23 protein-coding genes and 2 pseudogenes are annotated in these 25,702 nt (G+C 69.0%); 8 read left to right on the forward strand and 17 right to left on the reverse strand.

The genetic code is table 11. The features are described from left to right. The 10 genes and pseudogenes from J8I33_RS33250 to hutH all read right to left on the reverse strand — a co-directional run. Positions 1-194: pseudogene (locus J8I33_RS33250) on the reverse strand (aspartate aminotransferase family protein); the annotation flags it as partial. Positions 195-222: 28 nt separating this feature from the next. After that, positions 223-1,560 (reverse strand): glutamine synthetase family protein, encoded by a 1,338-nt coding sequence (locus tag J8I33_RS33255; RefSeq protein WP_050017981.1) that lies wholly within the window; start codon positions 1,558-1,560, stop codon positions 223-225. Positions 1,561-1,571: 11 nt separating this feature from the next. Further along, entirely contained in the window at positions 1,572-2,384 is an 813-nt protein-coding gene (locus J8I33_RS33260) for a gamma-glutamyl-gamma-aminobutyrate hydrolase family protein (RefSeq protein ID WP_209939937.1), read from the reverse strand. Between the two features lie 739 nt (positions 2,385-3,123). Further along, on the reverse strand, positions 3,124-3,921 hold the full coding sequence (hutG, locus tag J8I33_RS33265; RefSeq protein ID WP_089488605.1) for an N-formylglutamate deformylase: 798 nt from the start codon (positions 3,919-3,921) through the stop codon (positions 3,124-3,126). A gap of 52 nt (positions 3,922-3,973) precedes the next feature. Then, complete coding sequence (locus J8I33_RS33270) at positions 3,974-5,350, reverse strand: formimidoylglutamate deiminase (RefSeq protein ID WP_209939939.1); 1,377 nt, start codon at positions 5,348-5,350, stop codon at positions 3,974-3,976. Positions 5,351-5,549: 199 nt separating this feature from the next. Beyond that, positions 5,550-6,773: an imidazolonepropionase gene (gene hutI, locus J8I33_RS33275; RefSeq protein WP_209939940.1), complete on the reverse strand. Its 1,224-nt coding sequence runs from the start codon at positions 6,771-6,773 to the stop codon at positions 5,550-5,552. A 4-nt stretch (positions 6,774-6,777) separates the two neighbouring features. Continuing rightward, complete coding sequence (locus tag J8I33_RS33280) at positions 6,778-7,389, reverse strand: HutD family protein (protein ID WP_050017986.1); 612 nt, start codon at positions 7,387-7,389, stop codon at positions 6,778-6,780. A 2-nt stretch (positions 7,390-7,391) separates the two neighbouring features. Beyond that, the gene (gene hutU / locus J8I33_RS33285) at positions 7,392-9,080 is read right to left on the reverse strand and encodes a urocanate hydratase (RefSeq protein WP_011549425.1); all 1,689 of its coding nucleotides are present in this window, start codon (positions 9,078-9,080) and stop codon (positions 7,392-7,394) included. A 39-nt stretch (positions 9,081-9,119) separates the two neighbouring features. Continuing rightward, entirely contained in the window at positions 9,120-9,815 is a 696-nt protein-coding gene (hutC, locus tag J8I33_RS33290) for a histidine utilization repressor (protein ID WP_050017987.1), read from the reverse strand. A 4-nt stretch (positions 9,816-9,819) separates the two neighbouring features. Next, a complete protein-coding gene (gene hutH / locus J8I33_RS33295) occupies positions 9,820-11,343 on the reverse strand; it encodes a histidine ammonia-lyase (protein ID WP_050017988.1) in 1,524 nt (507 codons plus the stop codon). A gap of 212 nt (positions 11,344-11,555) precedes the next feature. Here hutH and J8I33_RS33300 point away from each other — a divergent pair, with 212 nt between their 5' ends. Beyond that, positions 11,556-12,476: a glutamate/aspartate ABC transporter substrate-binding protein gene (locus tag J8I33_RS33300; RefSeq protein ID WP_209939941.1), complete on the forward strand. Its 921-nt coding sequence runs from the start codon at positions 11,556-11,558 to the stop codon at positions 12,474-12,476. Positions 12,477-12,495: 19 nt separating this feature from the next. On the opposite strand, the gene J8I33_RS33305 is transcribed toward J8I33_RS33300, so the two are convergent. Together J8I33_RS33305 and J8I33_RS33310 are read right to left on the reverse strand one after the other, a co-directional pair. Then, positions 12,496-13,251, reverse strand: coding sequence for a 4'-phosphopantetheinyl transferase superfamily protein (locus tag J8I33_RS33305; protein ID WP_209939942.1), 756 nt, complete (start codon positions 13,249-13,251; stop codon positions 12,496-12,498). Positions 13,252-13,374: 123 nt separating this feature from the next. Continuing rightward, positions 13,375-14,415, reverse strand: coding sequence for an alpha/beta fold hydrolase (locus tag J8I33_RS33310; RefSeq protein ID WP_124631855.1), 1,041 nt, complete (start codon positions 14,413-14,415; stop codon positions 13,375-13,377). Between the two features lie 201 nt (positions 14,416-14,616). On the opposite strand from J8I33_RS33310, the gene J8I33_RS33315 reads away from it, so the two are divergent. The 3 genes from J8I33_RS33315 to J8I33_RS34820 all read left to right on the forward strand — a co-directional run bounded on the left by J8I33_RS33315 (position 14,617) and on the right by J8I33_RS34820 (position 17,069). Beyond that, on the forward strand, positions 14,617-15,558 hold the full coding sequence (locus tag J8I33_RS33315) for a LysR substrate-binding domain-containing protein (protein WP_050017992.1): 942 nt from the start codon (positions 14,617-14,619) through the stop codon (positions 15,556-15,558). A 165-nt stretch (positions 15,559-15,723) separates the two neighbouring features. After that, a complete protein-coding gene (locus tag J8I33_RS33320) occupies positions 15,724-16,956 on the forward strand; it encodes an MFS transporter (RefSeq protein ID WP_209939943.1) in 1,233 nt (410 codons plus the stop codon). Beyond that, positions 16,947-17,069: a hypothetical protein gene (locus J8I33_RS34820; RefSeq protein WP_280885004.1), complete on the forward strand. Its 123-nt coding sequence runs from the start codon at positions 16,947-16,949 to the stop codon at positions 17,067-17,069. Before J8I33_RS33320 ends, J8I33_RS34820 begins: the two co-directional genes overlap by 10 nt. A gap of 22 nt (positions 17,070-17,091) precedes the next feature. On the opposite strand, the gene J8I33_RS33325 is transcribed toward J8I33_RS34820, so the two are convergent. Both J8I33_RS33325 and J8I33_RS33330 read right to left on the reverse strand, forming a co-directional pair. After that, positions 17,092-18,570: a deoxyribodipyrimidine photo-lyase gene (locus J8I33_RS33325; protein ID WP_209939944.1), complete on the reverse strand. Its 1,479-nt coding sequence runs from the start codon at positions 18,568-18,570 to the stop codon at positions 17,092-17,094. A 327-nt stretch (positions 18,571-18,897) separates the two neighbouring features. Then, positions 18,898-19,878, reverse strand: coding sequence for an acetyltransferase (locus J8I33_RS33330; protein WP_209929278.1), 981 nt, complete (start codon positions 19,876-19,878; stop codon positions 18,898-18,900). A 151-nt stretch (positions 19,879-20,029) separates the two neighbouring features. Here J8I33_RS33330 and J8I33_RS33335 point away from each other — a divergent pair, with 151 nt between their 5' ends. From J8I33_RS33335 to J8I33_RS33350, 4 genes and pseudogenes are all read left to right on the forward strand, one after another. After that, positions 20,030-20,230: a hypothetical protein gene (locus J8I33_RS33335; protein WP_209929279.1), complete on the forward strand. Its 201-nt coding sequence runs from the start codon at positions 20,030-20,032 to the stop codon at positions 20,228-20,230. Between the two features lie 221 nt (positions 20,231-20,451). Continuing rightward, positions 20,452-21,819, forward strand: a complete 1,368-nt coding sequence (locus J8I33_RS33340) for an MFS transporter (RefSeq protein ID WP_050017996.1) — start codon at positions 20,452-20,454, stop codon at positions 21,817-21,819. Further along, entirely contained in the window at positions 21,806-22,852 is a 1,047-nt protein-coding gene (locus J8I33_RS33345; protein ID WP_124557634.1) for a beta-propeller fold lactonase family protein, read from the forward strand. Before J8I33_RS33340 ends, J8I33_RS33345 begins: the two co-directional genes overlap by 14 nt. Positions 22,853-22,973: 121 nt before the next feature. Continuing rightward, a pseudogene (locus J8I33_RS33350) lies at positions 22,974-23,315 on the forward strand (fatty acid desaturase); the annotation flags it as partial. 29 nt (positions 23,316-23,344) lie between these two features. Here the strand turns inward: J8I33_RS33350 and J8I33_RS33355 are convergent. From J8I33_RS33355 to J8I33_RS33365, 3 genes are all read right to left on the reverse strand, one after another. Further along, complete coding sequence (locus tag J8I33_RS33355) at positions 23,345-23,965, reverse strand: HAD family hydrolase (protein WP_124631857.1); 621 nt, start codon at positions 23,963-23,965, stop codon at positions 23,345-23,347. Between the two features lie 122 nt (positions 23,966-24,087). Next, positions 24,088-24,960, reverse strand: a complete 873-nt coding sequence (locus tag J8I33_RS33360) for a hypothetical protein (protein WP_209939945.1) — start codon at positions 24,958-24,960, stop codon at positions 24,088-24,090. A 51-nt stretch (positions 24,961-25,011) separates the two neighbouring features. Continuing rightward, on the reverse strand, positions 25,012-25,668 hold the full coding sequence (locus J8I33_RS33365) for a TerD family protein (RefSeq protein ID WP_050018000.1): 657 nt from the start codon (positions 25,666-25,668) through the stop codon (positions 25,012-25,014). Between the last annotated feature and the right edge of the window lie 34 nt (positions 25,669-25,702).

Below are 25,702 nucleotides of genomic sequence, written 5' to 3' on the forward strand. Positions count from 1 at the left end.
AGGCCAGCCATCCCGTCGATCACCTTGTTGCCGTCCGAGTCCCACAGGTAGACACCGTCGGCCTTCACGATCACGCGGCTGCCGGCGCGGTTGAGCGCGCCCATGTCGGAGAACGGGTGGATGTGGTGCGCGGCGTCGAGCGCACGAAAATCGGCGGTCGAGTACTGCGGAAAAGCGTCGTTTCGATCGGTCATGTTTTCTCCGTCAAACAGCGCCGCACGCCTACACGTGCAGCAGCAAATGCCTGCGTTCCCACGAGCTGATCACACGGAAGAACGCTTCGTATTCGGTTTCCTTCAATGCCAGGTAGGCCTTCACGAACTTGTCGCCGAGGATGCCGGCGAGCGGCTCGCACGCGGCCATCAGCGAGATGCCTTCCTCGAGGTTGCGCGGCAGCTGATACGGCAGATCGTAGCCGTCCGATGCGATCGGCTCGGTCGGCGCGAGCTGTTGCGTCATGCCGAGATAGCCGGCAGCGAGCGTCGCCGCGAACGCAAGGTACGGGTTGCAGTCGACGCCCGGTATCCGGTTCTCGATGCGACGCGCGACGGGGCTCGACTGCGGGATGCGAAAACCCACCGTACGGTTGTCGTAGCCCCATTGCACGTTGATCGGCGCGGCCATGAAGCGCGACAGGCGACGGTACGAATTGATGTACGGCGCGAAGATCGGCATCAGCGCCGGCGTGTACTTCTGCAGCCCCGCCAGATAGCTGTGGAACAGCGGCGACACGGCGCCGTTTTCGTCGGCGAACAGGTTACGCCCGGTGCGTATGTCCGCGAGGCTCTGATGAATGTGCATCGCGGACCCGGGCTCGTTTTCCATCGGCTTGGCCATGAACGTCGCATACATGTTGTGACGCAATGCAGCCTCGCGCACCGTGCGCTTGAACAGAAACACCTGGTCGGCCAGCGACAGCGCGTCGCCGTGCATGAAATTGATCTCCATCTGCGCGGCGCCGACTTCATGGATCAGCGTCTCGATATCGAGGCCCTGCATTTCGCAGTACTCGTAGATGTCCTCGAACAGCGGATCGAACTCGTTGACGGCCTCGATCGAATACGACTGGCGACCCGTTTCCGCCCGCCCCGTGCGGCCGACGGGCGGCCGCAGCGGCAGGTCGGGATCGGCGTTCATGTCGACCAGATAAAACTCGAGTTCCGGCGCGACGACGGGCTTCCAGCCCTTCGCCTCGTACAGGTCGAGCACGTGGCGCAGCACGTAGCGCGGCGAGATTTCGACCGGCGAGCCGTCGAAATGCACGCAGTCGTGGATCACTTGCGCGGTCGGATCGACTGCCCACGGGATCAGGCAGATCGTCGACGGATCGGGCACGCACACCATGTCGGGATCGGTCACGCCGGTCAGCGTGCCGTCCTCCGGATAGTCGCCGGTGACGGTCTGCACCATCACGGCCTGCGGCAGGCGCATCGATTCGCCGGATTCGAATTTGTTGCGCGGAATGATCTTGCCGCGCGCGATGCCGGCCATGTCGGGAATGATCGCCTCGACTTCGGTGATGCGGTGCTGTCGCAGGAATTCGCTCAGTTCGGGTTGCATGATCGGCCTCGTTAGTCGATGTCGATATCGGATGCGGCCGGCGATGGCGTCGCGCCGCCGCCCGCACGAAGGCGATGCGTCATCCGCGCGCGGCACGCCGCGCCGAATGCCGCGAAGATGTCGCGCGACAGCGGCTGCTCCGCGTAGCGCCATTCGGGATGCCACTGCACGCCGAGCGCGAACGCACGCGCACCGCGCACGCTGACGGCTTCGACCAGCCCGTCGGGCGCGCTCGCTTCGACGGCGAGCCCCGCGCCCAGGCGCGCGAGGCCCTGGTCGTGCAGCGAATTGACCGTCGCCTCTTGCGCGCCGCGCGCGATCCGCTGCAGCAGGCCGCCCGGCGTGAGCTGCACGACATGCGCGGGACCGTACTGCCGTTCGAGCGGATCGTCCGGTCGTTCGCGGTGGTCGTCGAAGCCGGTCGTCGCATGCAGCCGCTGATGCAGCGTGCCGCCGTACGCGACGTTCAGCTCCTGCATGCCGCGGCAGACGGCGAGCACGGGCACGCCCGCGTCGATCGCCGCGCGGATCAGCGGCAGCGCGGTCGCATCGCGCGCCGGATCGTGCAGCGTGTCGGGTACGCTCGCAGCGCCGCCGTAATGATGCGGTTCGACGTTCGAATAGCTGCCGGTCAGCAGCAGTCCGTCGATTGCCGCGACGATCGCGTCGGCCGGCTGCCGCGCGCCGAGCGCGGGCAAGACGAACGCGAGCGCGCCGGCGCCGTCGACGATGGCGGCGAGGTACTTCTCGCCCGCCGTGTGGTTCGGATGGGCGCCGCGCAGGATGCGGTCGGCGGTGACGGCTACGATCGGGCGTGCACGCATCGACGTGTCTCCGGTAAGGGCGCGCGACACGCTTGCGCGCGCAACGATCCAGGTTCACGGGTACGTCGCACGCGCGTGCGATCGCGCGGCGCAGGCGCAGGCGCGATCCTGCCGCACGGATGCTGCGGCAACGAGCGATGCGTCCCGGAACGGAAGCGAAAACGGAAGCGGAAACGGACGCTAGGGCAACAACGATGCGCTGCCGTCGCACTGCACCGCGCTGGACAGGTGCGCGGTCGCGAGATTGAAGCGGCGCGGGCCGCGATGGGAAATGGCGAAGAAGCGAGGCTCGCGTAACGGGGTGGCGCGCGTGCCGCGATCAGCATGCCGGTTCGGCCCGGCCTGAGGCGGCGCGCCCGCCGACGGACTTCGCGTCCGGCGTATCGAAGGGCTGGCGGCTTTCACGATCGTACTCGACTGACTGATGGAGACAGGACACGTGTCGCTATGCCGCGTGGCGACACGTCAGCAAGATGTCTCGCAGCGGATGCCGGCGCAGTCCGGCCATCGTCGATGGCCTCGCCGCCGGTACGCGCGTGACGACTTCCTGACATTCAGCTTATATCACCGAAAAATTGCGTCAAATTTTCAGGTGCCGATGACGCCATCGGTCAGACGAAAAAAACGGCATCGATCGCGCGGATCGATGCCGTTTTGTGCATTGCATCGGCTCGCCTGCCATGTGCCGACGGGGCGGAACGCACTGCCCGCCGCGCTGCCGCATGCATGCGGCCGGTGCTCAGCGATGCGCGAGCGCCGTTTCGACGAGCGTCTGCAGCAGCGGCGCGATCCGCGCTGCACGCGCTTCGTCGTACGCGTACGGACGCGTCTCCTCCATGTAGGTGATCTGCGACAGCTCGAGCTGCACGGCCTCGACACCGGTATCGGGCACGCCATAGTGACGCGTGATGTAGCCGCCCTTGAAGCGCCCGTTCGCGACGGCCGTGTAGCCGCCGTGCGCGAGCACGCGCGCAGCGAGCGCCTCCGCGAGACCGGGCGCCGCACTCGCGCCGCTCGACGTGCCGAAGTTGAAGTCCGGCAGGCGGCCGTCGAAGAAACGCGGCACGTGCGAGCGGATCGAATGCGCTTCCCACACGAGCACGCGGCCGTGTTCGCCCTTCAGGCGCGCGATCTCGCGTTGCAGCGCGTCGTGATACGGCAGCCAGTAACGGTCGCGGCGACGCATGATCTCGTCGTTGCCGGGCAGCGCGTTGGCCGGATACAGCGGCGCCTTGTCGAACGTATCGACCGGCACGAGCCCCGTCGTGTCCTGCCCCGGATACAGGTTCTCGTTGTCGGGCGGACGGTTCAGGTCGACGACGTAACGCGCATGCGACGGCACGAGGATCGATGCGCCGAGATCGGCCGCGAAGCCGTACAGCCGCTCCAGATGCCAGTCGCAATCGTCGACGAAGCGCGCGTCGGGCGTCATCGTCGCTGCGATGTCGTCGGGGATGTGCGTGCCCGCATGCGGAATCGAGATCAGCAGCGGCAGCGTGCCCTGCTTCAGCGTGAATACAGCCGGTTGTTCAGTCATGTCGCCTCACCGTAAGAGTCGGCCGGCGCACCGTGCGCCGGGTGCCGCGCGTTCAGCGCAGCAGTTGCGCCAGCGCGGCGCGGTAGTCGGCATACGCGGCGGCTTCGTCGCGATGGCGGCGGCCGCTCACGACGCGCTCGCCGCCCGTGTAGACGTCGAGCACCGGCGTCTCGCCATGTTCGGCGAACACGATGCCCGACAGCCATGCCGTGCTGTCGTGTTCGGCGATCGCCGGATGATCGGGATCGAGCACGAGCCAGTCGGCGCGACAGCCTGCGCGCAGCGCACCGATGCGTCGCCCGCTTGCCTGCGCCCCGCCCGCGAGCGACGCATCGAACAGGCGATCGGCGACGTGCGCCTGCGACTCGCTCGCCAGCACGTTGCGCGCGCGGTGCACGAGCCGCTGCCCGTATTCGAGCAGGCGCAGCTCCGAGCGCCACTCGACCGACGCGTGGCTGTCCGAGCCGACGCCGATCACGCCGCCCTGCGCGAGATAGTCGACGGCCGGAAACACGCCGTCGCCGAGGTTCGCTTCGGTCGTCAGGCACAACCCGGCGACCGCGCGACGCTTCGCGAGCGCCGCCGTCTCGGCCGCATCGACGTGCGTCGCGTGCACGAGGCACCAGCGCGCGTCGACGTCGAAACGATCGAGCAGCCATTGGACCGGGCGTGCGCCGTACGCGCGCACGCAGTCGTCGACTTCGGCCGTCTGCTCGGCGATGTGGATGTGCACCGGCGCATCGCCGGGCAGCCCGTCGAGCAGCGCACGCAGCCCGCTCTCGGACACCGCGCGCAGCGAATGCGGCGCGACGCCGTAGCGCAGCCCGCCATGCTCGGGCGCCGCGCGACGCATCGCGTCGAGCAGTTCGAGCACGCCGTCGGGCGCGTTGATGAAGCGGCGCTGGTCGTCGCGCGGCGGCTTGTTGCCGAAGCCGGCGAACTGGTACGACACGGGCAGCATCGTGATGCCGATGCCGGCCGCGCGCGCGGCATCGACCACGCGCGTGCCGAGCTCCGCGATCTGCGGATAGCGCGAGCCGTCCTGCGCGTGATGCACATAGTGGAATTCGCACACCGACGTGTAGCCGCACTTGAGCATCTCGACATACAGCCAGCGTGCAATCGCCGCGAGCGCGTCGGGCGTGATCTTCAGCGCGAAGCGGTACATCAGGTCGCGCCAGCTCCAGAAACTGTCGGCAGGATTCGCGCGGTATTCGGTGAGCCCCGCCATCGCGCGCTGGAACGCGTGCGAATGCAGGTTCGGCATGCCGGGCAGCACCGGCCCGGCCGCGCGCGCGACGCCGGCCGGTGCGTCGGTGTCGGGCGTCACGTCGGTCAGCGTGCCGGCCGCGTCCCAGCGCAGCAGCACGTTGCGGCGCCAGCCATCGGGCAGGTAGGCTTGGTCCGCGAACAACAGGGTGTCGGTCATTGCGTGTCCTCATCGACCGGATCGAGCGCTTGAGCATCTCGTCCGGCCCGGTGCCGCGGCCGGCAGGCGCGAGCGCGTCGCGCCAGCGCCGGCCTCGCGGCGATCGACCGGAGTGCGCCGTTGCGCGCCGGGTCCGGTCCCCTGCAAAGCGTCGCCCGGATCCGGTACGTCACGTACCGAACCCGGTCCGTCGCAAAAACTATCCGTTCATCCTGCGAAACACGGTCGTGCCGCCGCGTACGACCTGCTCGCACAGCGGCCGGCCGATCCAGTACGCAAGCTCGGCCAGCGAACCGACCGACCACGCGGCGAAATCGGCCTGGCGACCGACCTCGAGCGCGCCGTGGCGATCCGCGCGGCCGAGCGCCGCGGCCGCATGGCGGGTGACGCCCTGCAGCACCTCGGGCACCGTCATGCGGAACAGCGTGCAGCCCATGTTCAGCGTCAGCAGCAGCGATTCGAGCGGCGACGTGCCCGGGTTGTGATCGGTCGCGAGCGCGATCGGCACGCCGTGCTTGCGCAGCAGCTCGATCGGCGGCAGTTGCGTTTCGCGGATGAAGTAGTACGCGCCGGGCAGCAGCACGGCGACCGTACCGGCCGCCTTCATCGCCTCGATGCCGGCTTCGTCGAGAAATTCGAGGTGGTCCGCGGACAGCGCGCGGTAATGCGCGGCGAGCGCCGTGCCACCCGCATTCGACAGTTGCTCCGCATGCAGCTTCACCGGCAGCCCACGCCGCGTCGCGGCCTCGAACACGCGTTCGGTCTGCGCGAGCGAAAAGCCGATGCGTTCGCAGAACACGTCGACCGCGTCGACGAGCCCTTCGTCGGCCAGCGTCGGCAGCATCCGGTCGCACACTTCGTCGATGTAGTCGTCCGCGCGGCCCACGTATTCCGGCGGCAGCGCATGCGCACCGAGGAAGGTCGTATAGACGCTGACCGGGAAGCGTTCGCCGAGCTGGCGCGCGACGCGCAGCAACTTGCGCTCGCTCGCGAGGTCGAGCCCGTAGCCCGACTTGATCTCGATCGCGGTCACGCCTTCGGCGAGCAGCGGCTGCAGGCGCGCGGCGGCCTGCACGAACAGCGCTGTCTCGTCGGCCGCGCGCGTCGCGCGCACCGTCGACACGATCCCGCCGCCCTGCCGCGCGATTTCCTCGTAACTGACGCCCGCGAGGCGCTGCGCGAATTCGTCGGCGCGCGTGCCGCCGTACACGAGGTGCGTATGGCAGTCGACGAGGCCCGGCGTCACCCACGCGCCGTGCAGGTCCTCGCGCCGCCAGTGCGCATAACCGTGCGGCAGCGCGGACAATGCGCCGAGCCACGCGATCGTGCCGGTTTCGTCGACGGCGATCGCCGCGTCGTCGATCGTCTCGTCGGGATGGCCGTGCGGACACAGCCTCAGGTGATGCCAGACAGTCGGTTTCATGCGTTCAGTCTCGTTCGCCGACGGCGAGCGATACGGCAAGCAGTGCGCCGCTTCCGCTCACGACGACGTCAAACGCACGCCGCGGCCCGTCGAGCCGCAGCGTGTCCATTTCCTGCAGCGCGTAGTGCGCGCCGTCGATCTCGACACCGACCGCGCCGGTCGCGCAGAACAGCAGCACGGTATCGGCGCGCTCGATGCGGTGCGTGCCCTCGGGCCATACGTCGACCGACCCGCGCGCGGCCGAACGGCGCGTCATCAGGTTGAAGTCGCGCGTCGCGCCGTCGTGCAGCATCGCGTCGATCGCCGTCTCGCCCGCAAAATCCGCACGGGCCAGCGGTGCATCGAGCACGTGCCGCGTGCCGCCCGCTTCGGCGAGCGTCATGCCCGCGCCGGACAGCAGCACGAGCGTGCGGTCGACGCCGTCGAAACGCGAGAACGGCCCGGCCGTGCCGACGTCCGCGACGCTCACGCGCCACGCGAACGCATCGAGTGCCGCGCCGGGCGGGAACGCGCCGATCTCGCGCGTCACGCCGCCGCCGTTCTTCCACGGCGACGCGACGAGATCCGCCGCGCGGATCGTCGTCACGTTCACCGGCGCCTGGTCGAGCGCCGTCATGCTCAGCGGCCGAGCATCGGCAGCTTCAGGCCGGCTTCGCGGGCCGTCTGCTGCGCGAGTTCGTAACCGGCATCCGCATGGCGCATCACGCCCGTCGCAGGATCGTTCAGCAGCACGCGACCGAGACGCTCGTGCGCGTCGGCGGTGCCGTCGGCGACGATCACGACGCCCGAGTGCTGCGAGAAGCCCATGCCGACGCCGCCGCCATGGTGCAGCGACACCCACGATGCGCCGCCTGCCGTGTTCAGCAGTGCGTTCAGCAGCGGCCAGTCGCTGACGGCGTCCGAACCGTCCTTCATCGATTCCGTTTCGCGGTTCGGGCTCGCGACCGAACCCGTGTCGAGGTGGTCGCGGCCGATCACGATCGGCGCCTTCAGTTCGCCGTTCTTGACCATCTCGTTGAACGCCTGGCCGAGGCGGTAGCGATCCTTCACGCCGACCCAGCAGATCCGTGCCGGCAGGCCCTGGAACGCGATGCGCTCACGCGCCATGTCGAGCCAGTTGTGCAGGTGCGGATCGTCGGGGATCAGCTCCTTCACCTTCTGGTCGGTCTTGTAGATGTCTTCCGGATCGCCGGACAGCGCGACCCAGCGGAACGGGCCCTTGCCTTCGCAGAACAGCGGGCGGATATACGCCGGCACGAAGCCCGGGAAGTCGAATGCGTTCTCGACGCCCATTTCCAGCGCCATCTGGCGGATGTTGTTGCCGTAGTCGAGCGTCGCCGCGCCGCGTTCCTGCAGCGCGAGCATCGCGCGCACCTGGACGGCCATCGACTGCTTCGCGACCTTCACGATGCTTTGCGGATCGACCTTCTGCGCCTCGCGCCATTGCGCGACGGTCCAGCCTTGCGGCAGGTAGCCGTTGATCGGGTCGTGCGCGCTCGTCTGGTCGGTCACGCAGTCCGGCGTGATGCCGCGCGTGACGAGTTCCGCGAACACGTCGGCCGCGTTGCCGAGCAGGCCGATCGACACCGGCTTGCCGGTGCGCTTCGCTTCGTCGATCATGCCGAGCGCTTCGTCGAGCGTCGTCGCCTTCTTGTCGACGTAGCGCGTCTTCAGGCGGAAGTCGATGCGCGTCTCGTCGCATTCGACCGCGATCATCGAGAAGCCGGCCATCGTCGCGGCGAGCGGCTGCGCGCCGCCCATCCCGCCCAGGCCGCCCGTCAGGATCCAGCGGCCCGACGGATCGCCGTTGAAGTGCTGGTTCGCGACCGAGAAGAACGTTTCATAGGTGCCCTGCACGATGCCCTGGCTGCCGATGTAGATCCAGCTGCCGGCCGTCATCTGGCCGTACATCATCAGGCCCTTGCGGTCGAGCTCGTGGAAGTGATCCCAGTTCGCCCAGTGCGGCACCAGGTTCGAGTTCGCGAGCAGCACGCGCGGCGCATCCTTATGCGTGCGGAACACGCCGACCGGCTTGCCCGATTGAATCAGCAGCGTTTCGTTTTCCTCGAGATCCTTCAGCGACGCGAGGATCTGGTCGTAGCATTCCCAGTTGCGCGCCGCACGGCCGATGCCGCCGTACACGACGAGCGCATGCGGATGCTCGGCGACTTCCGGATCGAGGTTGTTCTGGATCATCCGGTAGGCCGCTTCGGCCAGCCAGGTCTTGCAGGTCTTTTCGCTGCCGCGCGGCGCGCGGATCGTGCGCGTCGGATCGAGACGGGGATCGATGTGTTTCGGATGGTTCATGACGACTGCTCCCGAAGGAAATGGAAGATCAATAAGGAATCAGAAATGCCCGGTGAAGCGATAACGGCTGCCGGGATGCCACAAATTCGCCACCGAGGCGACGACGCCCTGCGACCAGGTGCGCCGATGTAAAACCAGACACGGTTCGACGTCGTCCATCCGCAGCTGCTCGCGCCGCTCCGGCGCCGGGGCCGCCGCTTCGATCCGGTACTCGACGCGCTGCAGCGGCGCCGCGCGCATCAGGTACAGGTTCGGCGTCGTGTTCGTGAAATCCTGCTCGGCGTAATCCGGCGCGACCGCCGGATTCACCCATCGTTCTTCGAGCTGCACCGGCTCGTCGTTCTCGAAGTGCAGCACCTGCGAATGAAACAGCTTCGTGCGCACGGCCACCTGCATCTCGTCGGCAAGCGCATCGTCGGCGCGGATCGTGTCGAGCCCGAGCACGCTCGCGCGGTACGCATGCCCGCGTGCGCCCACCTCTTCCGAGATGCTGCGGATCGCGACCAGCGTCGACTCGTACTTCGGCCGCGCGACGTAGGTGCCCGCGCCCTTCATGCGCGTGAGCACCTGCTCGGCCGTCAACTCGCGCACCGCGCGGTTGACGGTCATGCGCGCGACCTTGAACTCGCGTGCCAGTTCGTTCTCGGACGGCACCTGATCGCCCTCCGCCCACTCGCCGGCGTGAATGCGGCCCAGGATGAAATCCTTGATCTCCTGGTAGACCGGCGCACTCATCGGCTTACTGTTCCGATGCGAACGAGAACGGCGCGACCTTCGCGAACGCGCGCTCGCCGACCAGCTTCGCGATCACCGCGATGTCCGGTGCGAAGTAGTGATCGAGCTCGTAGTGCGCAACCTTGCCGCGGATCGTCTCCATCACCGGCGCGAGCTTCGGGCTCGTGTGGTACGGCGCACGCAGGTCGACGCCCTGGGCGGCGGCCAGCAGTTCGATCGCGAGGATGTGCTTCGTGTTGTCCGCGATGTCGGCGAGCTTGCGCGCGGCGAACGTCGCCATCGACACGTGGTCTTCCTGGTTCGCGGAAGTCGGCAGCGAGTCGACCGACGCCGGGTGCGCGAGCGTCTTGTTCTCCGATGCGAGAGCGGCCGCCGTCACGTGCGCGATCATGAAGCCGGAGTTCACGCCGCCGTCCTTCACGAGGAACGGGGGCAGGCCCGACAGCGTCGCGTCGATCAGCAGCGCGATGCGGCGCTCGGCCAGCGCGCCGATTTCCGCCGCGGCGAGCGCGAGGTTGTCGGCCGCGAACGCGACGGGCTCGGCATGGAAGTTGCCGCCCGACAGCACTTCGCCGGTATCCGGGAAGATCAGCGGGTTGTCCGACACGGCGTTCGCTTCGACCAGCAGCACGTCGGCCGCATGACGCATCTGGTCGAGGCACGCGCCCATCACCTGCGGCTGGCAGCGCAGGCTGTACGGATCCTGCACCTTGTCGCAGTCGCGGTGCGACTGGTTGATCGGCGAACCTTCGAGCAGTTCGCGGTACGACGCGGCCGCGTCGATCTGGCCTTGATGGCCGCGCAGTTCGTGGATGCGCGCGTCGAACGGCTTCACCGAGCCGGCTGCCGCGTCGACCGACAGCGCGCCGGCGACGAGCGCGGTGCGGTACAGGTCTTCGATCGCGAACATGTTGTCGAGCGCGAGTGCGGTCGATGCCTGCGTGCCATTCAGGAGCGCGAGGCCTTCCTTCGCCTGCAGCGTCAGCGGCGCGAGGCCGGCGACGCGCAGACCGTCGAGCGCGCTCGCGCGTTCGCCGCGGATGAACACTTCGCCGACGCCGAGCAGCACGGCCGACATGTGCGCGAGCGGCGCGAGGTCGCCCGAGGCGCCGACCGACCCCTTCACCGGGATCAGCGGCAGCACGTCCGCATTGAACAGCGTGATCAGCGCGTCCATCACTTCGCGACGGATGCCCGAGTGGCCGCGGCCGAGGCTCGACAGCTTCAGCGCCATCAGCAGACGCACCGACGAGCGCGCCATCGGCTCGCCCACGCCGACCGCGTGCGACAGCACCAGGTTCTTCTGCAGCAGTTCGAGCTGGTCGTGCGGGATGTGGGTGCTCGCCAGACGGCCGAAACCCGTGTTGATGCCGTAGGCCGGCTCGCCCTTCGCGGCGATGTCGGCGACGGCCTTCGCGCCCGCGTCGATCTTCGCGAAGCTGGCCGGGTCGAGCTTCAGTTGCACGGATTCGCGTGCGATCCGGCGCAGTTGCGGGAGGGTCAGATGGCCGGGGGTCAACGTAATCATGTGAGCAATCCTGTCTAGACAAGTTCGGAATGGATTGAAGTGTAGCCATCGGAACTTGTCTAGACAACCCGTTTTTCATCATTCCGGCTCGGGAGTTTCCCTGATGTCCGCCACGCACCGCCGGCTCGGCCGGTCGGGGTCGCGATTTAACATATGTTGTTTTTATTTTTTATTTGGCAACATGTGGATCCTCATTCGCCACGGAGACCGTCATGCCCTTCCCGTCACGATTCGCCACCCGCATCGGCCGCCCCCTGCTCGTCGCCGCGTGCGCACTCGCGTGCGGCGCGTCCGTCGCCGCCGAGCCGCTGTCCGGCACGCTCGAGAAGATCCGGCAGTCCAACCTGATTTCGATCGGCCATCGCGAAACGTCGGTGCCGTTCTCCTATGTCGATGCGAGCGGCAAGGTCATCGGCTTCTCGCAGGACCTGTGCGACCGCGTGATCGCCGCGGTGAAGGCGCGCACCGGCAAGCCCGACCTGCAGGTGCGCTTCATTCCGGTCACGTCGCAGAACCGCATTCCGCTCGTGCAGAACGGCACCGTCGATCTCGAATGCGGCGTGACGACCAATCTCGCCGCGCGCCATGCGCAGGTCGCGTTCTCGACCACCTTCTTCGTCGCGACGACGCGCCTGCTCACGCGCACGAGCTCGGGCATCCGCGACTTCCCCGATCTCGCCGGCAAGACGGTCGTGACGAACCAGGGCACGACGTCCGAACGCCTGCTGCGCAAGATGAACGAGGAAAAGAAGATGGGCATGCAGATCATCAGCGCGAAGGACTATGGCGAAGGACGTCTCACGCTCGAATCGGGCCGCGCGGCCGCGTACATGATGGACGACGTGCTGCTCGCGGGCGTGCGCCAGCTCGCCGCGAAGCCGGCCGACTGGCAGCTCGTCGGCACGCCGCAATCGTCGGAAGCCTACGGGTTCATGCTGCGCAAGGACGATCCGCAGTTCAAGGCCCTCGTCGACGGCGTGCTCGTGCAACTGATGAAAAGCGGCGAGATCAATGCGCTGTACGACAAATGGTTCATGAAGCCGGTGCCGCCGAAGGGGCTGTCGTTCGACTTCCCGATGAGCGACGTGATCAAGGCGCGCTACGCGGCGCCGAACGACGCGCCGCTCGAGTAAGCGCCGCGTCGCGCTCGGCCTACGCGCGCGTCCACGCGACGCACGCCGCGTAGCCGGGCGCCGCATCGAGCCACGCCGCATCGAACGCCGCGACGCCGGCGGCGGGCGCGATCGGGTCGACGATCGTCGTCGCGGGTGTCGCCGAGTCGCGCGGCGGCACGACCGCGAACGCGCGCAGCCCGCCGACGATGCCGGTGCCGAGCGCCTTGAGCAGCGCCTCCTTCGCGGACCACACCCGCATGAATTCGCCCTCGCGCGCGCCGGTCGGCAGATCGTCGAGATATGCGATCTCGGCGGGTGCGCACACTTCGCGCGTCAGCGCGCGCCAGTCCGTCGCGCGGTTGCAGCCCTCGATATCGACGCCGACGCGACCGGCCGGCACCCATGCGAGCAGCGCATGAGCGCCCGCATGCGACACGTTGAAGTCGAGCGACGCACGATGCGCAGGGTCCAGCGACGGCCGCCCCGCTGCGTCGACGACGATTGCGACCGCGCGCGGCGCGATGCCGAGCGCCGCGCCGAGCACGTCGCGCAGCGCGGCGCGCGTCGCGGCGCTGCGCACCCCATCCTCGTGCCGCAGGAAACGTGCGGCGCGGGCGCGCTCGTCGTCGCTCAGCGCCGCATACGCGGGCGACGCGAGCGGGACGCGCCAGTCGAAATCGATGCGCGCGATCCGCACGCCGGCGCGCGCGGCGGCGGGCGGCACGTCGAGTGCGTGCATGCGCCATGCGCGGGGCGTTTCAACGGGAGAAGCGGAATCGGACGGAATGGACATCGGCGCGCGGCAGTCTGTGCATGGGAGCGAAACGTCCGATGTTAATCGATCGCGGCGGCGGCCGGCTGCTGCTGCGGGCGCGCGACGCGAACGAGGCTGCGCGTCGCGCTCGCATACGCTGGGTCACCCGCTCGCCGCCCTGCCCGGCACGCCGCTCCCCGTCACTCGCCCGCGCGACGTCGGGTGCAGCGCGTGCACGACGCCCGGTGCATCGGCCGGCAGCACGCCGTGTTGCAGCCAGTACAACGCGACCGGCCACAGCGTGTCGGTGAAGCGGCTGTGGAAAAACGCGAAATGACCGATCGCGTCGACGCCGATGTCGGCCGGCGCGATCCGCAGATGCGTGACGTTGCTGCCCGTGTAGTAGCCGACCAGCCGCTCGATCGCGGCGACCGTGCCGAACGCGTCGTCGTCGATGCCGACCGCGAGCATCGGCGCCGACAGCCCCGCGAAGCGCGCCGGCAACGCGGCACGGCTCGCCGCGCCGTCGTCGAGCACGCTGCCGAGGTAGCCGTCCTCGAAACGCGGCCGCGAACGCGCCCACGACAGCGCGATACCGCGCGGCGTGTCCTCCATCCAGCCGAGCCGCTTCGCGGGCACGTAGCCGAACACGGCGGCGAGCGCGGGCATCGCGACATGCCACTTCCACCACATGCGGCGCCGCTCAGCGGGCAAATAGTCGCGCCAATACGCGTACTGCGCGCCGACGGTCACCGCATGCCGCACGTGCACGTTCGATGCCGCGAGGCCGAGCACGCAGCCGCCGATGCTGTGCGCAACCACATCGAGCGGCTGGCCCGGAAACGCGTCGCGCGCATAGTGCAGCGCGGCTTCACAATCGAGCCGTCCCCAGTCGAGCCAGTTCGCGCGCAGCTTCGCGAGCTGCGCCGGACGCGATCCGCCGATACCGCGATAGTCGTAGACGAGCACGTCGCGCCCTTGCGCGAACAGCCAGGCCGCGAAACGAAAGTAGTAGTCGCAGCGCACCGACGTCGCGCAGTTGATGACCGTCACGGGCCGCGCTGCGGCGCCGCCGCGATGGCGCCACACGTGGCCGCGCAGTTCGTAGCCGTCGGCTGCCCGCAGCGTCACGGGTTCGGGCGGCAATGCGCCCGCCGCGCGACTGCCCTGCGCTGCGCCGCTTTCCTCGTTCGAAATCGTCATCGTGTCTCCTGTCGGTCCGAGTTAGCGCTTTAGCGCTTTAGCGCTTTAGCGCTTACTCGGATCCCACGCATAGCGGTCGGTCCGAGTTGGCGCGTCAACGCTGACTCAGCCTCCCCGTCCGCAACCAACCCGCCTCCATTGAACTTGACGCGTGCCGCGTTCTCAACCAATCTTGCTGCTCCGTTCGCATGAGTCACGCGCATGTCAACGCCACTCGTCCGCCTCCCGTCGCTCGATCTCGTCCGCGGCTTCGTCGCCGTCGGCCGCCGCATGAGCATCACGCTCGCCGCGCAGGATCTGTGCGTCACGCAGTCGGCGGTCAGCCGCCAGGTCCATGCGCTCGAAGCGCATCTCGGCGTGACGTTGCTGCAGCGCGGCTACCGGAAGATTTCATTCACGCCGGAAGGCGAGCGACTGTTCCGCGTCGCCGATGCGGCGCTGCACGGCCTGCAGGACACCGTCGCGTCGCTCGCCGCCGCGCGCGAGCGCCAGCCCGTGACGATCACCGCCAGCATCGGCGTGACCGCGCTGTGGCTGCTGCCGCGGCTCGGCCGGCTGCAGGCGCGGCTGCCCGAAATCGACCTGCGCGTCGCCGCGAACGACAAGGTACTCGATTTGCGCGCGGAGGGCATCGACCTCGGCATCCGCTACTGCCCGCGCGAGCGCGCGCCGGCCGGCGCGCTGCGCCTGTTCGACGAGATCGTCATGCCGGTCGGGCATCCCGCGCTCGCCGCGCGGCCGGTCACGAGCGCGGCCGCGATCGCCGATCACGTGCTGCTCGAATTCGACGGGCCGCCGCAACCGCAGTTGCAGTGGCACGCGCACCTGCACGCGGCCGGGCTCGGCGACGCGCGCCCGAAAGGCGTGCTGCGCTTCAACCAGTACGATCAGGTGATCCAGGCCGCGATCGCCGGCCAGGGCATCGCGCTCGGCCGGCTCGCGCTCGTCGCGCCGATGCTCGCCGACGGCCGGCTCGCGGTGCTCGGGCCGCACACGCAGACGCTGTCGGAAACGTACGGCTACTGGCTGTTCCAGCACGATCCGGCCCCGCGCCGCGAAGTCGCCGACGTGCGCGACTGGATGCTCGCCGAAGCGGCCGAATGCGATGCGTCGATGCACGCGCACGACATGACGTCGGCCTGAGCCGACGGTGCGGATGCGCGTGACCGCGGACAGCCGACGTCGCCCCTTCGCATTCCCGTCACGCATGCCAACCTGACCGAATGATCGCTTGAGCGACGACCGCCCCGCTCGTCTAATCGGATCGAGCGCGACCGTTTCGCCGCGCGCCTTCATCCGGAGACACGCATGACCCCGATCGAGCAGGAAGTCCGGCGCCGCTGGCTGCCCGTGCTGGCAGGCGGCCTGATCATGGGCGCCGCGCTCGGCATCCGGCACGTGCAGGGCCTGTTCCTGGCGCCCGTGTCGCTCGACCACGGCTGGTCGCGGGAGGCGTTCGGGCTCGCGCTGGCGTTGCAGAACCTGATCTGGGGCGTCGCGCAACCGTTCACCGGGATGATCGCCGACCGCTTCGGCTCGGTGCGCGTGATCGTCGCCGGCATGCTGCTGTACGCGGCCGGGCTCGTCACGATGGCGCAGGCGGCCACGACCGGCGTGTTCACGGTCGGCGCCGGGCTCGTGATCGGCATCGCGCTGTCGGGCTCGGCGTTCGCGTCGATCTACGGCGCGCTGAGCCGCCTGTTCCCGCCCGATCGGCGCGGCTGGGCGCTCGGGGTTGCCGGCGCGATCGGCGGGCTCGGCCAGTTCTGCATGGTGCCCGTCGCACAGGAACTGATCGGCGGCATCGGCTGGCGGCACGCGTTCATCGCGCTGGCGCTCGTCGCCGCGTTGCTCGCGCCGCTCGCCGTGCTGCTGCGCGACCGGCCCGCGCAGGCGGCGGGCGCCGCCGCCGGCCCCGAACAGTCGATCGGTGAAGCCGTGCGCGAGGCGTTCGCGCATCGCGGCTTCTGGCTGCTGAACGCGGGCTTCTTCGCGTGCGGCTTCCAGCTCGCCTTCATCGCGACGCACCTGCCCGCGTACCTGCTCGACCACGGGCTGCCGACGCGCCATGCGAGCGTCGCGCTCGCGCTGATCGCGCTGACCAACGTGGCCGGCACCTATGCGTGCGGCCATCTGGGCGGGCTGCTGCGGCGCAAGTACGTGCTGTCCGTGCTGTATCTCGTGCGTGCGCTCGCGATGGCCGCGTTCGTCGCCGCGCCGCTGTCGCCCACGAGCGTCTACGTGTTCGCGGCCGTGATGGGCTTCACGTGGCTCGGCACGGTCCCGCTGACGAACGGCGTGATCTCGCAGATGTTCGGCGTGCGCTACATCGCGACGCTGTTCGGCTTCGTATTCTTCGGCCACCAGCTCGGCAGCTTCTTCGGCGTGTGGCTCGGCGCGCTCGTGTACGACGCGACGCATTCGTACCTGCCGCTGTGGATCGGCTCGATCGCGCTCGGCGTGCTCGCGGCGCTACTGCACCTGCCGATCGACGACGCGCGCGTCGCGCGCCCGGCATCGGGGAACGCGGCATGGGCATGATGTGCGCGGCGCTGGCCGCCGGCACGCTCGCGTTCGTCGCGTGGTGCGGCGCGGCCTACTTCGATGCGGGCGTCGCCTACGCGCTGCTCGAGCACGTCGCCTTCTGCAATTGATGCGGCAAACCGGAGCGGACGGTCAGCGGCGCTTCGGCAACGTGGCCAGCGCATCGAGCGCACGGGCGCGCGCGGCCGAGTGCTCGACGAGCGGCGCCGGATAGTCGACGCCGAGCCGTACGCCGGCCGCTTCGAGCGCCAGCGGCGACGCTTCCCAAGGTGCGTGGATCGATGCGTCGTCGAGGCCGGCGAGCTCGGGCACCCAGCGCCGCACGTACGCGCCGTCCGGGTCGAACTTCTGCCCCTGCGCGACCGGATTGAAGATGCGGAAATACGGCGCGGCGTCGGCGCCGCAGCCGGCCACCCATTGCCAGCTCGCCGCGTTGTTCGCGGGATCGGCGTCGACCAGCGTGTCGCGGAACCACGCTTCGCCCGCGCGCCAGTCGATCAGCAGGTGCTTGATCAGGAACGACGCGACGACCATCCGCACGCGGTTGTGCATCCAGCCGGTCGTCCACAGCTCGCGCAGGCCTGCGTCGACGAGCGGATAGCCGGTCCGCCCGCGCTGCCACGCACGTAACGCGGCGGGATCGTCGCGCCACGGCATCGCATCGAACTGCGCGCGGAAGTTGTCGGTCGCGAGCGCCGGGAAGTGATACAGCAGCGTGTAGCTGAATTCGCGCCAGCCGAGCTCGCTCAGGAACTTGTCGGCGTGCGCCGCGTACGCCGCGCCGCCTGCGTGCGCGGCGCCCTGCACCGCATGCCACACCTGTCGCGGCGACACGTTGCCGAAGCGCAGGAACGGCGAAAGCCGGCTCGTCGCGGGGCGATCGGGACGGTCGCGCGCATCCGCATAGCCGGCGAGCGCGGTCGTCACAAACGTATCGAGCTGTGTGTGCGCGCCGGCTTCGTCGGGCGCCGGCCACGCGTCGCGCAGGCCGCCGGCCCAGTCCGGCGCAGGCGGACGCAACGCAAGTGCGTCGAGCGACAGCGCACGGTCGCGCACGGCTTGCGACCATGGATGAAACGCGATCCGCTCGGGCGCCGGCAACGGCGCGGCGACCGTGCGATCGCGGCGCGCCGCGCGCCAGTACGCGGTGAAGACCTGGTACGGGCCGCCGCTGCCCGTCAGCACCTCCCACGGCTCGTTCAACAGGCTGCCGTTGCTGCTCTCGACCGTCACGCCGCGCGCCTTGAGCGATGCCTTCAGCGCCGCGTCGGCGTCGCGCTGCGGTTGCGCATAGCGGCGGTTCCAGTACACGGCGGCCGCACCCGTGTCGCCGACGACGCGCTCGATCTCGCGCTGCGCGTCGCCGCGCAGCAGCAGCAGGCGCCCGCCATGCCGCGCGAGCGCGGCGTCGAGCCCGGCCAGCGACCCGTGCAGCCACCAGCGCGCCGCGCCGCCGAGCGCGGGTCCGGCGCCGGCGCCCGTGTCGTCGACGAACACGCAGACGAGCGGCCGGCCGGATTCGACCGCGCGCGTCAACGCGGGCTGATCGGTCACGCGCAGATCGTCGCGGAACCAGACGATCGCGGGGGCAACGGACGGCTGGGCAGACACGGGCAGGCACCTCGATGACGAAAGCAAAGGGAGACGCGTATTGTCGCGGCTGCGCTGCGCGGTGTCGACGCCGGTCGTCACGGCCGGCACGCCACGGCGACACCGAACGCGACCGCACGATCCACTTCAATTCAAAGGAAGTCGTGCTGCCGGACGGCCGCACGCACGGCATGTTGCTCTGACGGTGTTGCACGTCGAACGGTTCGGGCACACCGCACACCGCGCACGGTCGACGCAACACCGAACGCAGCGAGCCACGCTGCGGCTGCCCGACGGTCGTCCGTGCCCGCCGGGGCGACCGGCTGATCCGGTCAACGATGCATCGCGTCAATCGAGCCGGAACGTGGCCTCGAAGCGCTCCGCAAACGCATCGAACTCGGCTTCCGGCAGATGGTTGATGCCGCCTGCGCACTTGCGCCCGCCCCCGGTCGCGAAGCCGCGGCAGAACTCGTCCGCGCCGATCGGCCGGCCGTCGGGCACGCGTACGCTGACGACGAGCCCGCCGCCCGCGCGCGGCGACAGCACCGCGAGCGCCGCATGCGGCGCGTCGCGCATTCGCTCGTTCGCGAGCATGCCGGTCGCGCGCCGCGCCCACGGATGATCGGGCATCCGGACCAGCGTCGCGCCCGGCACCTCGCGCAGCGGCGCGAGCGCGCACGCGCGCGCCATGTCGTCGCGGTAACCGTCGCGCAACGCGGCGAACACGGCCGTCCCGCGCACGAAATCGAGCGGATCGACGCATGGCAGCATCGCGTCCGCGAGCGCCGCCGGATCGAAGTGCAGATCGCCGACGCACTCGCCGTAGGCGTTGTAGTTCAGATAGCGCCCGAGTTCGGCGAGCACGCCCCGCACGGCTTCGTCGACGCCGTGCTCGCGCGCCAGCGCCTCGCCGAGCGCCGGCAGTTCGTCGCCGAACGCCGCGACGATCGCCCAGCGCGCGTACCGGCCGTCGAGATGGCGGTTCACGATCGCACTCGTACAGACGTCGGCCGCCATGTCGATATGCGCGTCGAAGCGCGGATGGTCGGGCAGCTCGCCGGCAAAGTGATGGTCGAAGTAACGGACCGTCGCGCCGTCGCGCAGCAGCCGCGCGCACGCGTCGCGGTTCTGGTCGTGCGACACGTCGAGCACGGTGACGATGTCGTCGGCGCCCGCGTCGATGCGCTCGAGCAGCCTGATGTCGCGCTTCACGCCGGTCACGAGCGTGCCGTGCACGCGTTCCGCGAGCCGCAGTTGCTGAAGCGCGCACAGGCCGTCCGCGTCGCCGTTGAACGCGAAGACATGCCGCGCGTACTGGTTGTCCTGCATGATCCGTTGCTCCATCGTCAACGCATGAAATCCGCCGTTCGCGCAAGTGGCGTGCACGCCGAACGCGCGCGCCAAGTATTGTGCCGCAACCGCGCGCGCCTTCGATACAGCGTAGCGGCGCTGCCCTGCAAACGGCTTGCGGGTCGCCTGCATGTCGTTCGCCACGAGCGTGCTGTTGCCGCTTTATGCGCAGCACGACTTCCCGCTTGAGCGCCGTCGTGCGAAACACACGGATATCGGGCAGTGCGCCGTCGAGGTCGGTTCTCTCGCCCGGCTCCCTCAACGTACCGGGCACGAATGCATCGCCTCGATCCCGAGCTTTCACGCCGAGGCGGGCCCGCGCCGCACCTGACGGTCGACGCAATGTCGTTTTATGTCATACGTCATCAGATGTGAAAACTTCCGCTTTCCATCGCCTGATTTCTCCAAAACCCAGAAAATTTCCGGGTAAACCCGCGGCGTCATCGCCAACGCGCCGGCGTACCATGTCATACGACGACGTACTACATAAACTGCCACCCAGACGCGACGCGGGCTACCGCCCCGTCCGCGGCCGCCCGACCGGAGACACCGTTGAACCCGCCCTCGTCCGCCCTGCCCGGCCGCGACCCGCTCGCGTCCGCCGTCTCGAAAGTGAAGTGGCACGTGCTGCCGCTCGTGCTGATCATGTTCATCGCGAACTACATCGACCGCGTGAACGTCGGCTTCGTCGATCGCCATCTCGAAGCGTCGATCGGCATCGGCGCGGCCGCGTACGGGCTCGGCGCCGGGTTGTTCTTCGTCGGCTACGCGCTGTTCGAAGTGCCGTCGAACCTGCTGATGCAGCGCTACGGCGCGCGCATCTGGCTCGCGCGGATCATGGCGACGTGGGGCATCGTCGCGGCCGCGATGGCGTTCGTGTGGAACGACACATCGTTTTATGCGCTGCGCTTTCTGCTCGGCGCCGCCGAGGCCGGCTTCTTCCCCGGCGTCGTGCTGTACCTGTCGCAATGGCTGCCGCCGCAGGAACGCGGCAAGGCGATGGCGATCTTCCTCGGCGGCTCCGCGTTCGCGTCGGTGCTGTCCGGGCCCGTCACCGGCGCACTGCTGTCGATCCGCGGCTTCGGCCTCGCAGGCTGGCAGTGGATGTTCCTGATCGAAGGGCTGTTCTCGGTCGCGCTGTGCGGCGCGAGCTGGCTGCTGCTGAAATCGCATATCCGCGACGCGACGTGGCTCACGCCGGAAGAACGCACGGCGCTCCAGAACGCGCTCGACGACGAGCGCGCGACGCGCGACGTCCGCTCGAACGTGCCGGTGCGCGCGACCACGCTGCTGCGCGATCCGCAAATCATGCTGTTCTGCTTCCTGTACTTCTCGATCCAGCTGACGATCTACGCGGCCACGTTCTGGCTGCCGACCATCATCCGCAAGATGGGCGGCCTCACCGATTTCCAGGTCGGCCTGTACAACACGATTCCGTGGATGATCGCGATCGGTGCGATGTACGGCTTCGCGGTGCTGTCGTCGAAGTGGAAGCATCCGCAGCGCTGGCTCGCGTTCGCGCTCGTGCTTGCCGCGTGCGGACTGTTCGCATCGACGTCGCCGAATCCGGTGTGGTCGTTCGCGTCGATCTGCTTCGCCGCGCTCGGTTTCAAGGCAGCGGCGTCGCTGTTCTGGCCGATCCCGCAGGGCTATCTCGACACGCGCGTGGCCGCGGCCGTGATCGCGCTGATCAACTCGGTCGGCAACCTCGGCGGCTTCGTCGCGCCGACGGCCTTCGGCTATCTGAAGCAACATACGGGTTCGATCACGGGCGGGCTGTATGCGCTCGCGATCGCTTCGCTCGTCGCCGCGGTCGCCGCGCTGTTCGCGCGCACGCACCGGCGCAGCGATCCGCCGCGCGGCCGGCCGGCCGACGAATCCTTCACGCACGCTTCGATGCTCCGCCATGCCGAACACTGACCGCCTGACCGTCGTCGTCTCGAATGCCGTCGACGGCGACCTCGCCACGTTCTCCCTCGCCGGCGACGGCACGCTCGCGCCGCTCGCCCGTTATCCGGCCGCCGACGCCGCGATGCCGATCGCCGTGCAGGCCGACCGCGCGCGGCTCTACGTCGCGACGCGCGGCGAGCAGCCGACGATCGTCGCGTTCCGCGTCGCCGCCACGGGCGCGCTCGTGCGCATCGGCGCGACCGCGATCGACGCGAGCCATGCGTACCTGTCGCTCGACCGCAGCGGCCGCTGGCTGCTCGGCGCGTCGTACGGCGGCAGTTCGCTGAGCCTCTACGACGCGGCGCGCGTGCGCGACGGCGACGGCACGCCGCTGCAAGTCGCGGGCGGCATCGCGAACGCGCATGCGGTGATCGTATCGCCGGACAACCGCTTCGCGTACGTCAGTTCGCTGGGCTCGGATCGGGTGTTCGGCTTTGCGCTCGTCGAGGACGCCGCCGGCGTGCGCGCGGTCGAACACGGCGAAACGCGCGTGCCGGCCGGCTTCGGCCCGCGTCACCTGCGGTTCGCGGATGACGGCCGCACGCTGGTCGTCGTCAGCGAATTCCGGGGAACGCTCGCGACCTTCGCGCGCGACGCCGACACCGGCCGGCTCGGCGACCCGCACGTGAGCGCGCGCCATCCGGCCGTCGCCGAACTCGCGCAAGGCCATGCGCGCCCGCCCGCTCCCGCCGAACCGTCCGTGTGGGCCGCCGATCTGCACCTGACGCCCGACGAGCGCTTCGCGTACGTCAGCGAGCGCACGTCGAGCCGGTTGCTCGGCTATCGCCGCAACGAAGACGGCACGTTCGAGCCCACCCACGCGACACCCACCGAGACCCAGCCGCGCGGGTTCGCGATCGATCCGTCGGGACGCTGGCTCGTCGCCTGCGGCGAACAGTCGGAACACGTGGCCGTGTATGCGATCGCGCCGGACGATGGCACGCTGTCGCTGCACGCGCGCGTGCCGGGCGGACGCGGCGCGAACTGGATCGCGATCGTCTGACGGTCTGAAAAAGATTCGGCGCCTGCGCGGGAACCGACACCCCGATGCGGGTGCGACGTTCAGCGCCGCTCGCTCGGCGCAACGCCCGTCCAGCGCTTGAACGCGCGCGTGAAATTGGCAGCCGAACTTCCTGCGCAGCTTCTGCATCAACTTCGTCAGCTCGAACATGCATTATTTCGGCGACATCGATTCGCGCAACGTGATCCAGCAGACGCAGGTGCTGAACCCGTGGTGGATGCTGCCGTTCCAGCTGTTCTGCTTCAATTTCGGCAGCACGCACGCGATCCATCACTTCGTGGTGCGCGATCCGTTCTACATCCGGCAACTGACCGCGCGCACCGCGCATGCGGCATTACGCGAAGTCAGCGTGCGCTTCAACGACGTCGGCACGTTCGCGCGCGCGAATCGCTGGGGCGGCTATCGTCCGCCGCGCGGCACGCACAGCGCGCAGGCCGACGCGTAACGCCGGCGGCGCGCGACATCAGCGCGGCCTCAATCGCCGATCGGCGGCATCGGTCCCTGGCCGCGGATCCACGACCAGTTCGCGAGCTCGGCCATCTCCTTGTCGCCGCGGCTGTCGCCGTACGCGAACAATTGCTTCGGCGGCCGGTTGCCCCACCACCCGCGCAGCCGCACGACCTTCTGCGGACCCCAGCAGTTCTCGCCGTCGAGCCGGCCGGCGAAGATGCCGCGCTCGAACGCGAGCCGCGTCGCGAGCACCGCGTCGAAGCCGGCCGTCTTGGCCCACTTCTCCAGATACAGCGACGGCGACGCGCTGACCAGCACGACTTCATGCCCGCGCGCGCGATGTTCGCGAACGCGCTCGAGCATTTCCGGACGCACGAGCCTCGGCAGATCACTGTCGACGAACCTGCGCGCCTGGGCATCGAGCGCGTCCTCGCGGATCGGCCCGAACGCGAACGACGCGAACTTCGCCTTCGCGTCGCCGCGCGACAGCAGCCCGGCCTTCATCGCGACGATCCACGGTAGCGCGCGCAGCCCGGCCCACGCGAAACGCGGCGTGCCGACCGTCTGGCGGACGAAATGGCGAAAGCTGTCGGTAGTCGTGATGGTGCCGTCGAAATCGAAGGCGGCGACGATGCGATCGGTCATGAAGAATCGGCGGGAAAGCGATGAGATGCCCGGGAAGATAGCAGACTCGTGGCCCCCACGCGAAACCGTATCGCCCGACACGAGACCGCGCGCGGCGAAGCGCATGCGGTCGAGTCGTTCGCTCAGCGCGACGGCCGCGCGGCAAGCGCCGCCGGCAGCACGACGTTCATCAGGTGATCGGCGCGCGACAGCAGGTCGGTCACGCGCTCGTCCAGCCCGCGCAGTTGCGCCGGCTGCATCCGGATCTGCTGGACGGCCTGCCCGACGATGTTGCGGCGGTCGAACAGCGTGCGCTCGACGCCCGCATCGTCCGGCGCCCGCACGACGTCGGACACCGCACTCAGCGCCGCGAGCACGACCACGAGGTTTTCCTCCGCATGGCGGACCTTCGCGGCGAGTTCCTCAGTGCGGCGCGGGAAAAAACCGAGCGACTGCTTCAGCGCGCCGAGCGCCGCGCGGTAGTCGACATGGCTGGACGTCCCACCGAACCAGCGTTCGAACATGCCGGCCTTGCGTGTCGCCTGCGCGAGCATCCCGGCCATCATGTCGGCCGCGCCGAGTTCGTTGAATTCGCGCGTCGCCGCCGCGACGGCTTCAACCAAGTTGCCGGCCGTCTCCAGCGCGCCGTCGCCGATCGTCGCGACCGTCGCGAGCTTCAGCGGCACCAGTTGCCGGATATGCCGCTCGATGCGCGGCGCGTAGTCGGGATAGAGGTTCGGAAAGCCGGCCTGCGCGGCGCGGAAGCACGCTTCGAGCTGGGGATGATTCGATTCGCCGAACAGCGCACGGCCGATGGCGTCGGCGGGCGCCGCGCGCACGGCTTGATCGGGGGCGGGCGCCGGCCCGAAATCGAGCGCCTGCGGGGCGGGCCGCGCCGGCGCACGCGCGACCGGCGCACCGGGCGCGGCCGGCGCGTCGAACGCAAGACGCCCGGGCGTGCGCTCGGGCGTCGCATCGAACTCGAGCCGTTTCGGCTCGTCGGACGGATTCGTCATCGCTGCTTCCTGCCCGGCGCGGCGGTGTTTCGCGCGCCGGGCTGCCGCCCGTCAGACCGCGCCGCCGTACGCGCGGACGAAATCGCCGAGGCCGCGGTTGTAGCCCGCGCCGACCGCCTTGAACATGAAGTGGCCGTCGCGACGATAGAAGCTGCCGACCTGCACCGACGTCTCCATCGAGAAGTCCTCCTCGAGCGCGTACTTCGCGATCACCGCGCCCGACACCTCGTCGGCGATCTGGATGTAGCTGTTGCGAACCTGCCCGAAATTCTGGCGGCGCGCTTCGGCCTGGTCGATCGTCACGACCACCGAGATTTCCTCGACGTCGGCCGCGAGCTTCGTGATGTCGATGAAGATCACTTCGTCGTCGCCGTCGCCACTGCCCGTGCGGTTGTCGCCGCTATGCACGACGCCCAGGCACTTCGACGAAGGCATCCCCCGCTTCGGGAAATCGTCGCCCGGCTGAATGAAGGTTTCCTTGCGCTCCATCGTCCGCACTTCGCTGTTGTAGAACACGAAATGCTGATCCGAGATCAGTTTCGGATTGCTCTGCGCGTCGTACTTGCACAGGAACACCGACACGTCGAGATCGAAATCCGTACCCGTGTCCGTCGCGTTCGCGTCCCAACCGAGACCGATGCGGAATTTCTGCGTGCCGGGCGCTTCCTTCGACAGGTTGACGCGACCGCCTTTCGACAAATTGATCATCTGAACCTCTTCTGCTGGAACCGCCGTTGCGCCG

Source organism: Burkholderia sp. AcTa6-5, assembly GCF_017815075.1.
Taxonomy (GTDB): domain Bacteria; phylum Pseudomonadota; class Gammaproteobacteria; order Burkholderiales; family Burkholderiaceae; genus Burkholderia; species Burkholderia sola.